Source organism: Okeania sp., from assembly GCF_983059655.1.
Genome location: NZ_CEZPJD010000240.1, coordinates 1 through 10247 on the forward strand (window position 1 = coordinate 1; position 10247 = coordinate 10247).

At 36.2% G+C, this 10247-nt stretch carries 8 protein-coding genes and 1 pseudogene; 5 read left to right on the plus strand and 4 right to left on the minus strand.

Features of this window, described 5'->3' with window-relative positions:
* Window positions 1-293 (minus strand): annotated as a pseudogene (locus tag AC3DU7_RS15005) (tetratricopeptide repeat protein); the annotation flags it as partial.
* Between the two features lie 344 nt (window positions 294-637).
* Between AC3DU7_RS15005 and AC3DU7_RS15010 the strand changes: the two are divergent.
* The gene (locus AC3DU7_RS15010; protein ID WP_488040135.1) at window positions 638-1369 is read left to right on the plus strand and encodes a TIGR04283 family arsenosugar biosynthesis glycosyltransferase; all 732 of its coding nucleotides are present in this window, start codon (window positions 638-640) and stop codon (window positions 1367-1369) included.
* A gap of 57 nt (window positions 1370-1426) precedes the next feature.
* Here AC3DU7_RS15010 and AC3DU7_RS15015 read toward each other — a convergent pair whose 3' ends face one another.
* Complete coding sequence (locus tag AC3DU7_RS15015) at window positions 1427-1819, minus strand: hypothetical protein (RefSeq protein WP_488040136.1); 393 nt, start codon at window positions 1817-1819, stop codon at window positions 1427-1429.
* A gap of 369 nt (window positions 1820-2188) precedes the next feature.
* On the opposite strand from AC3DU7_RS15015, the gene AC3DU7_RS15020 reads away from it, so the two are divergent.
* Together AC3DU7_RS15020 and AC3DU7_RS15025 are read left to right on the plus strand one after the other, a co-directional pair.
* Window positions 2189-3088, plus strand: coding sequence for a hypothetical protein (locus AC3DU7_RS15020; RefSeq protein WP_488040137.1), 900 nt, complete (start codon window positions 2189-2191; stop codon window positions 3086-3088).
* A 295-nt stretch (window positions 3089-3383) separates the two neighbouring features.
* Window positions 3384-3992, plus strand: coding sequence for an Npun_F5749 family FMN-dependent PPOX-type flavoprotein (locus tag AC3DU7_RS15025; protein ID WP_488040138.1), 609 nt, complete (start codon window positions 3384-3386; stop codon window positions 3990-3992).
* 31 nt (window positions 3993-4023) lie between these two features.
* Here the strand turns inward: AC3DU7_RS15025 and cysE are convergent, their stop codons facing one another.
* Window positions 4024-4731 (minus strand): serine O-acetyltransferase, encoded by a 708-nt coding sequence (gene cysE / locus AC3DU7_RS15030; protein WP_488040139.1) that lies wholly within the window; start codon window positions 4729-4731, stop codon window positions 4024-4026.
* 91 nt (window positions 4732-4822) lie between these two features.
* Between cysE and AC3DU7_RS15035 the strand changes: the two genes are divergently transcribed.
* Together AC3DU7_RS15035 and mrdA are read left to right on the plus strand one after the other, a co-directional pair.
* Window positions 4823-4981 (plus strand): hypothetical protein, encoded by a 159-nt coding sequence (locus AC3DU7_RS15035; RefSeq protein WP_488040140.1) that lies wholly within the window; start codon window positions 4823-4825, stop codon window positions 4979-4981.
* A gap of 1483 nt (window positions 4982-6464) precedes the next feature.
* Entirely contained in the window at window positions 6465-8252 is a 1788-nt protein-coding gene (mrdA, locus tag AC3DU7_RS15040) for a penicillin-binding protein 2 (protein ID WP_488040141.1), read from the plus strand.
* 223 nt (window positions 8253-8475) lie between these two features.
* Here mrdA and AC3DU7_RS15045 read toward each other — a convergent pair whose 3' ends face one another.
* Complete coding sequence (locus tag AC3DU7_RS15045) at window positions 8476-9801, minus strand: LCP family protein (protein WP_488040142.1); 1326 nt, start codon at window positions 9799-9801, stop codon at window positions 8476-8478.
* Between the last annotated feature and the right edge of the window lie 446 nt (window positions 9802-10247).

Consider the following 10247-nt stretch of genomic DNA (forward strand, 5'->3'; position numbering starts at 1 on the left):
TCACAATCTTTTATCGCCTTTCTATACTGCCCTAAAGTGTAATAAAGAACCGCTCTTCGATTCCAAGCTTCTGCAAAATCAGGTAAATCTTCAACTAATTTATTTAAAACTGCTTCTGCCTTAGCAACTTCTCCAACTTGCAGCAAATTTTCTGAGCTTTTAATTGCTTCTAAACCAGCAACACCTTTTTGCTCAAACCAAATCTGCCATAATTTACCCGTAGCTTTACTTCTAATTAATTCATCAGGATTTTTCAAGTCTTCTAGTAATTCTTTAATTGATGATTTATCCATAATTTTAATAATTTTAATAATTTCTAACCAGTAATTAGTAATTAGGACGTTTATCAAACAGCTTAATTACTTAATGCAATAGCTACAAATGTAGAACTCGTGTATCGAATTACTAACTACTCAATCTTATCATAATTTATCAAAATAATTGGGTTATTTACCTCACATTTGCACTGATAAATATAAAATTATAGACCATTTGTAGGATTTAACGGCTGTTAAACTTTACAATATTTGGTGGCTATGCGTAATTCCTGATCGCATTACTATTCATAAATGGTATTACTACTTGCTCTATCCTATATAATTAAACACCTTCTTATTTTTTCCTTCTTCCTTAATTTATGCTCAACATTTCTATTATTATTCCTACCTTTAATGAAGCAGCTTATCTATCTCGTACTCTCAAGAATCTTTCTTTACTTACCCCTCCACCAAAAGAAATATTAGTAGTAGATAGTTACAGTGAAGATGAAACAGTTTCTATTGCTCTCTCATTTGAAGTTTCTGTTATTTATTCTCCCCAACGTGGACGTTCTATTCAAATGAATTTAGGTGCTCAAAAAGCAACAGGAGAAATTCTCTGTTTTCTTCACGCCGATACTATAGTGCCTAATGACTTAATTTCTATAATTTCTCAAACTTTGGCAAATCCAAAAATTGTTTGTGGTGGATTTATTTCTATTATGTGTAATTCCAAAACTACTCGCTGGAGTATTGTCTTACATAACTATCTCAAAACTTTTTATGCTCCCCTAATTTTTCGTCCCCATTTATTATTGAAAGGTTTACGTATTTTGTTTGGAGACCAAGTAATTTTCTGTCGTCGCACAGATTTCTGGAAAGTTGATGGTTTTGATATTAATCAACCAATTATGGAAGATGCTGACTTATGTATTAAGTTAGTTAAACATGGACGAATTTCTTTAGTAAATCGCTTTGTATATACAAGCGATCGCCGTGTAGCTAAGTGGGGAATTTTCAAAGCAAATTTTATCTATTTATTTATTGGTTTTTTGTGGGGTTTTGGTGTCTCGCCAACTTTTCTTAAACGTTTCTATCAAGATATTCGTTAAGAGAGTTTTTATAAAAAAAATACCGATCGCGTTGCTGCGATCGGCTTCTTTGACTCTTTATTCTTCTTCGTTTGGATCTTCTTCTTCGGCAGATTCGAGGAGATGAACCAACTCAACTTCTAAATAGTGCATCTCCTCAAACACTTTCGATTTATGAGTATGATTTTCGATTAGCCGCTGTTCTAATCTTTTGCCATGAGCTTCTACATATTGTAGATGTATGGATTGAAGAGTCCTTAAGCGGTCAAGAATTCCCCCAATAGTTGTTTGTTTGATTGTAAATTTGCCTCTCTGGCCCAAAGCTCTATTAACTCGCTTTGGCTCATTCCCAATGATTGAGCTGTTCGCTTCAAAATCTTCTTGGTTGTGGGGGTAACTGTTAAGTTTAAGCTCGTCTTGGCTTCCCCGTGTATTGTTTTTCTCGGCATTATACTTATTACTTTTTTCCATTTTAAACTTGCAAAATAATTTTACTCAAAACTATTGACAACTTCATTTTACACTTGTATAATAAAAAAAATAAAATAGCAATTGTATTATTTTTAGGAGGACAACAATAACGAAGCAGTTCAAACAGTTAAAACCTAATGCTTAACTGACATAGCCTTACATAATTTCTAGTGACTATCTAATGGATATCTTTTGGGGTGAGGCTTTTATAGCGCTACGCGCAAGTCAGAAGTCAGAAGTCAGAAATCAGAAGTCAGAAGTAATCCCTGACGCTCGTTTGAGTGTCTATAATTGCCCTAACCTATTTGCGTAATGCTATATCTGCTAACTTCACCCCTTTCTAGTAAAAATACTTTTTCTTACTTTTTTATGATTGGAAACTTATACGACCACAAATTCGAGACTCCTTTTAATGACCCAAAACTTCCCAACTGGGCGGATGGATATCTAGATAAATTTTGCGATTTATTTTGGGACAACACTTGGAAAGAAGGTGATGAGGCGATCGCTTCTCTAGAAATAGATATGCTGGCCGATAGATATGCCTATATCAAAGAGGGTATGGCTTTGAGGGCTTTTCAGATTTATAAATTGTATAAAAATTTGGGGTATAAAACCTTCAAAGAGTATTGTGTTAAAGGCTTGAAAAAATCGGTCTATTACGTCAAACGAGTCATTAAAGCTGCTCAAATATCTTGGTCATTGATGTTGGAAGGATTCACCGAACTGCCAGACAACGTATCTCAAGCCCAAAAATTAGCTAGTTCTGCCAGTCAAGTCAGCGAGGAAGTAGATGAGACAGTGAGCTGTTGGCAAGAGGTTCTGGGTAGGGCAAAGCAAGAATCTAAAGCTATTACAGCAACTTACATAGAAACTACTATTATCGGGGAAACGATACCGTCCCTTGCCACAGCAAAACTACCCAGAGATGTCTGGGATAAGTTAAGAGCTTTGGCCAAACAACAGGGAGTCAAGCCTGAAAAATTACTCGAAGAGATTATCGGAAATTATTTGGGCAAAGAACAAGACTCTGATCCAGAGACTGAAACAGTAGCCGAGCCAGAGCCTATAAAAAATCAAAAAGGGTGTACAAAAGCCCCTGAGATTGAAGCCTGGGAAATAGATATGCAGGATTTAGTCCAGGAACACTTTACTAATGAGTCTAATAATCAAACAACCGCAGGTAATTCCGCAATACCGGAAGTTTTTCATTCAGATAGGGGTGTCCCGCCTGGAAATAAAAGTCCAATACGGCGATCTCCGTCTTAATGGGATTTGGAAAAAAGCTTACTCTGAATATATTTACAGCACTTTTGAGGATAGTGAGGTACAGTTATCAGACTATTTAGGACTTGCGCTCATAAAGCTAAAAGTCAGGATAGCTTACGGTAATAACGCCAGATTTTTCGGTCCTTCGGTTCTTACTTCTGCTATATTTCAGATACAGCAACTGCCATAACTGTTAGGACATTCTCGCTCCTCTCAAACTTAAGTCAAAGCAAAAATTTAACTTCTGACTTCAGCTATATGTCCTCCACGAAAAAAGCAAAAATAGCGAATAATCATGGAATTTATTAACTTAGTAGAGGTAGAAAAACTAGCACCTTGGCGATCGCCCTTAGCCAGAGCTTTACATCGAAACCGAAGCCTAATTTATGCTCGTTATCTCCAATTAGCAACAGTCACTGCTGAAGGCCAACCGAAAAATCGTACCATCGTCTTCCGAGGTTTTTTAGAAGAAACCAATCAGCTAAAATTCATCACTGACAGTCGTAGCAACAAAGTAGAACAAATAGAAAAAAATCCTTGGGGCGAGGTCTGTTGGTATTTTCCTAAAACTAGAGAACAATTTCGTCTGACTGGAAAACTTTACCTAATCAAAGCAAATAATTCTCACCCCAAACTTGCTAAAGCCAGGGAAACAACTTGGCAAGAAATTTCAGACAACGCTAGACAACAATTTACTTGGCCTAATCCTGGAGGCAGTAAAGTAGAAATTAGTGCCTTTGAATTGTCCCCACCAAATCCTGCCTATCCCCTATCAAACTTTTATCTATTATTATTAGAGCCAACACAAGTCGAGCATTTAGAACTAAAAGGAGAGCCACAAAACCGCTGGCTTTATCAAATTGATAACTCTAAAACTTGGTCTACTCAAGATATAAATCCTTAAATTCCTTACCCATAAAAAAATCTTGAATTGCTCAGTCTTGGAGATGACAACTAGCATAATTAACAGAAGACTTAGCATCAGATTTGACCACAGGACATTCTGATAATTTACCTTGTAAACTTTCCACTTGTTGTTCAAGAGAATCAATTCGATCGACCAAAGCACGAATAACCAGAGCCTCAGAGTCAGGCAAACTACCATGCTCTAAAGGATTTACCTTAACTCCAGAACGATATACAACTCTCCCAGGCACTCCCACAACAGTACAGTCAGAAGGAACATCCTTAAGTACTACTGAGCCTGCACCAATACGAACATTATTACCAATATTAATATTACCAAGAACCTTGGCACCGCCACCAATAACCACATTCTCACCCAAAGTAGGATGTCGTTTGCCAGTTTCTTTGCCAGTACCACCCAGGGTTACTCCTTGGTAAATTAGGCAATAGTTTCCCACAATAGCAGTCTCTCCAATTACCACACCCATACCGTGGTCAATAAACACTCCTTGACCAATAACAGCCCCAGGATGAATTTCAATCCCAGTCAAAAAACGGCCTATGTGGGAAATTAAACGAGGCAGGAAAGGAATTTTCAGACTGTACAAACCATGAGCTAGGCGATGAAATATTAAAGCCTGAAGACCAGGGTAGCAAGTAAGAACTTCCAACCAGTTACGAGCTGCAGGGTCTCTATCAAAGATAATTTGGAAGTCAGTTAGAAAGGTCTTAAACACGGGAATTTACCATCTTTGGTTGAGCAGGTCATTTAACATTATACTTAAGGGTGAATCAAATAAGTTGTTCAATTTTTTTTCGGAAAATACTATGTCGTTATTTTTGATAACTGTGGTATTGTTCTTCAGTTGGTTATTCACTTCTATCTTTGTTTTGGAACCAATGGACTTCATGCAATGGCTACATATTCCTCGATGGTTATTTCTGTCAATAATATTGTTATTTGTTTCTTGGTGTTTAGGAGATTAATTATCGTCATTTTCAGAGTATTTCCCGCAAGATTCAGATTAAAATGAGCAAGTAGTGAAGATAATATGCACTTACACAGAATTATTTACACAAGCGACTCTTACATAGTAAAGATTTTAGCTCCTATAAATGTGCAATTTATTTTGTTTACCTGCTTATCTGGGTTAGTGAGACTGAATAAAGGAGGAATTATATAATAATCAAAAGTAATCAAAAAACTGGAAAATAAGAAATAAAAAAATCAAGTATAAATAGTCTAGTTACTGACATAAAACAGAAGCTAAAGTGCTGAATGCTAATAACTAAATTCTTACAGTCTATCCCATTATTGATTAATAACTGAAAAACAATTAGTTTATTAGAGCTGGTTTATAAAGTAAATATTAATAGGATAAATGCTTTACAGTGTAAGGATTCGATGACACTATCTAAGCCTCCAGGGCATAATTTTCGGTAAACCAATGCTAGAAAGGAGTTTCAACTCAGTTTACAAATCAGCTCTGAGTCTATATTAAATTCATAAATTAAGAAATTATGGTGCGCGAATTTTCTTTTGAAAAACAATATTAAATTCATAAATCAAGAAATTATGGTGCGCGAATTTTCTTTTGAAAAACAATTAGTCTATTAGAGCTAGTTTATGAAGCAAATATTTAATAGGATAAATGCTTTACAGTGTAAGGATTCGATGACACTATCTAAGCCTCCAGGGCATAATTTTCGGTAAACCAATGCTAGAAAGGAGTTTCAACTCAGTTTACAAATCAGCTCTGAGTCTATATTAAATTCATAAATTAAGAAATCATGGTGCGCGAATTTTCTTTTGAAAAACAATTAGTCTATTAGAGCTGGTTTATGAAGCAAATATTTAAGAGGATAAATGCTTTACACTCACATTCCGCACGTCAAGAGCGTAGCATTAAAAGTAGTATGTAAAATGATAACTTGGCAAGTATTTATACTGTATAAATCATCGTCATTGACCTTTTTCATGAGTCAAAATTTCAGGAAAATATTAAATATAAATACTTGGTCTACCCAGAAATAAGCTGCACATCATTCCCTACTGACTACTGAATACTGACTATTGACTACTTGCCTTTCATACTACGTTTTGTCGTGCAGAATGTAGGTTTACAGTGTAAAGATTCGATGACACTATCTAAGCCTACAGGGCATAATTTTCGGTAAACCAATGCTAGAAAAGAGTTTCAACTCAATTTAAAAATCAGCTCTGAGTCTATATTAAATTCATAAATTAAGAAATCATGGTGCGCGAATTTTCTTTTGAAAAACAATTAGTCTATTAGAGCTGGTTTATGAAGCAAATATTTAAGAGGATAAATGCTTTACAGTGTAAGGATTCGATGACACTATCTAAGCCTACAGGGCATAATTTTCGGTAAACCAATGCTAGAAAAGAGTTTCAACTCAATTTAAAAATCAGCTCTGAGTCTATATTAAATTCATAAATTAAGAAATCATGGTGCGCGAATTTTCTTTTGCTTTTGGGCGACGAAGAAAAATAGAAGAGAATAACCTCTCATCTCAAAAACATCAGTCACGCTCAATCTACCGAGCAATTGTTTTAATGCTATTAACCACAACCATTATCGGTCTACAAGTTAGTCGTTTGGTTCAACTACAATTAATTCAAGGTCAACAAAATAGAGACCTAGCAGAAAACAACCGTATTAGGCCAATTCCAATAGCTTCTAATCGAGGACTAATCCTAGACCGTAATGGTGAACACTTTGCATCTAACCATCTTACCCATTCCATCTATTTATGGCCAAAAGAGCAACCCAAAGAGCAATGGAAAATTACTGCAGCAAAACTCAGCCCCATAATTAATATACCCGCCGAAAAAATCATTAAAAAAGTAGAGCAGGCTGTAAATTCAGGAGAAAGAGATGTAAATATTAGCTATGAAGTGAGTCGTGATACCTTTGTTATCTTAAAGGAAAAAGCTGCGGAATTTCCCGGTGTAGAAGTTAGGTCTGAATCAACTCGTTATTATCCTCATGGACAATTAGCATCTCATATAATTGGATACCTTGGCGAAGTTACATCAGAAGAACTAGAAGCTAACCCAGAATATCAAATAAGAATGATGGTTGGTAGATTAGGAGTTGAAGCTAGTGCTAACGATTTACTTGCCGGAAAATGGGGTAAACGTTTGATACAAGTCAACGCCCAAAATCAAGAAATAGGTAGTCTAGGAGAAATTAAACCTCAACCAGGAAAGACAGTAAAGTTAACTCTTGATATAGACCTTCAGAAAACAGCAGAAAAAGCTCTAGGTTTTCGCAAGGGAGCAGTAGTTGCTCTAGATGTGAATACGGGGGAAATTTTAGCAATGGCAAGTTATCCCAGATTTAACCCCAATGTGTTTACAAAACCTATGTCTAAAGCCAAATGGCAGAATCTTCATAGTCAGGAGCAGTCATTTTTAAATCGGTCTCTCCAGGGTTATCCTCCAGGCAGTACTTTTAAGATAGTGACTTCTTCAGCAGCTATGGGATCTGGAAAATTTTCACCATACTCCCTTGTATATACCTCTGACTCAATTTATGTTGGAGGTATTAGTTTCAATGAACATAGTGGAGGATATGGTTCAATTGGTTTTAGAAGTGCATTAGCCTATAGTAGCAATACCTTCTTTTATAGAGTAGGTATGGCTATTGGCCCTCAAGAAATAGTTAAATGGGCACATCAGCTTGGTTTGGGAGGTAAAAATTTAAACCTTTTGGGTATACCCACTACATACAATGGCTTAATACCTACTGAAGAAGATAAACGCAGGATCTATAATGATGATTGGTATTTGGGCGATACAGTAACTATGGCTATTGGCCAAGGTATGCTTTTACTGACACCATTAGAATTAGCAGCATCAGCAGCAGCGATCGCTAATGGTGGTAAACAGATTAAACCTCACTTGTTGGCCAATGAAACAAATAGTCCCAAAATTAAGCCTACTCCTACAGGGTTGAAACCCGAACAGATAAAGATGATTAGGGAAGGCATGATTGATGCAGTTTATTATGGTACGGCACAATCTCTTAATGATGGTACTATTCCTCTGACAGGAGGGAAAACGGGAACCTCAGAGGTAATTGGACAAAAGTCTCACTCTTTATATGTTGGTTTTGGGCCAGCTTATCAGTCAAAAATTGCGATCGCTGTGATTGTGGAGAATGGAGGTTATGGTTCTGTTGCTGCTGCTCCTATTGCCAAACAGGTTTTTCAAACTTATTTCAACAAGTAGAATTAGGGCTTGCTGAAAAAGTCTTTTAGTGTAGATAGGAAGAATGGGGAATTTAGAGGAGGTAGGAGTAAGAATTGTCTCAAGCAAGATTGTTATGCCCAAATCTTAACCAAAACCCTAAATTTTTGAACCATTACCAATTAAAACCTCGCACTTTTTGATGCTTAAAAAGGCTGAAACCTTAATATTTATTCAGTAAACCCTAATTAATAATTATTAATTATTAATTATTAATTATATCGACCGAATCTTCACCTAATCGAACAGTAAAATCAGAACCAATTTCACCAGTAGAAGCAGGTTCAATCTGACCAAAACCCAAAGAATTTTTCACAACTTCAGCAGACTCTAAATAACCCCCTTGAACAATAATTTGAGTCAAAGGTTGTTTGTCAGGCCAATCAGAAACTACATAAACATTGTAGAATCCTTTATCACGCAAGTATCGAGCAAAATTTGTCGCTGCTTGAGAATTACTAGAGGCATTTTGAATAGCTATTTTAGCCTCAAAAGACAAAGTTTCATTAACTTTTTTCGGATGAAATAGATCGTTATAATTAAAATCTTCTAACTTGAAATTAAAATATTGTTTAAGAATTCGGTCTCGACCAGGTTGGTCTATAATCCAATAGCTAGTCAAATACTCATTAGTAGAACTAGCTCTTCCTGGCAACATTACCATTCTCAAATCATCCCTTTCCAAATCTAGACTAAAACTCACTAAAGCCAACATTTCAGAAAAACTTAAATTAGTATCCACATACTTCAGCATCACCTGAATAATATTAGGCAACCGAGGTAAAACTGCGACATTAGTAACGCGGTTTTGGAGCGCCTTGAGCAAAACTTGTTGTCGTTGAATACGACCAATATCTCCATAAACTTCTTCTCGGAAACGAGCAAATTGTTCTGCTTGTTCTCCATTGAGAGTTTGCCAACCAGACTTTAAATCTATTTTTAGCTGTTGAGTTTTATCAGTATAAGACATAGGTTGAGGAACAAAAATTTCTACCCCACCAAGTTGTTCGACTAATTCTCGAAAGGCTCCCTTACTAACTCGCACATATCGGTCAATCTCAAAACCACTTAAAGTATTCTCTAAAACACTTTCTACCAGTTGTGGCCCTCCATAGACATTAGCTTCATTAATTTTAGCAATACCAACTTTGGGAATTAGGACTTGAGTATCTCGTGGTACTGAAAGTAAACTGACAGTCTGTGTAGTAGGATTAGCTTGTACTAACAGTAAAGTATCGCTACGACCCTCAAACACATCCGGAGAATTTTCTGCCACCCCTGAAACTTGGTCAATTCCCATGACTAGAATATTCATCGGTCGTGAGAGTTGGTAAGGCAGACGTTTACGCCATAGGACATCTGAGGTAAATTTCTGGAGTAGTTCGCTGAAAAACTGTGGTTCAACCGGAGCAAATAGAGCAGTTATTGCCCCAAAAGAAGTAGTTATAGTTCCACTCAACACTAATACAAGTATCCAGAACCACCATTTGTGCCAAATAAAGCGAGACTCAGTAGGAGAAGTATTATTCATAATAAAAGTAAAAAATTAAAAGTAAGATTATTGCTGTAACTATAGAATTTAATGGCTAGAAATGGAACAAATAAGGATATATATAGACCTTTGCTGGATTGGTAATAATTAATAACTGAGTCTAAATGTCAACTATTCATACCAATTAACTTTCAGGATGTCACAAATATTTTCGCTCCTCGAGCGGGTCATTTCAGTTATCAGTTATCAGTACCTCTAGCTGTTTGCGGAGCATTCCGTAGGAAAGCAAGAGGCTTGAAGTACGGAATTATTTTTTCTCTTGGTCGATTAGATATGGCGCAGGTTTCCTCGCCATCTCTCGACCGCTTTTTATCCCCTTAAAAGGGGAGGCGCATACCCACGATTTTTCGGTAAAATAATTGCTTAAAACTATAGCAATCCTATTTTATTTGTGTATAAAAATCTTACTATTTTTAGGGAACAGG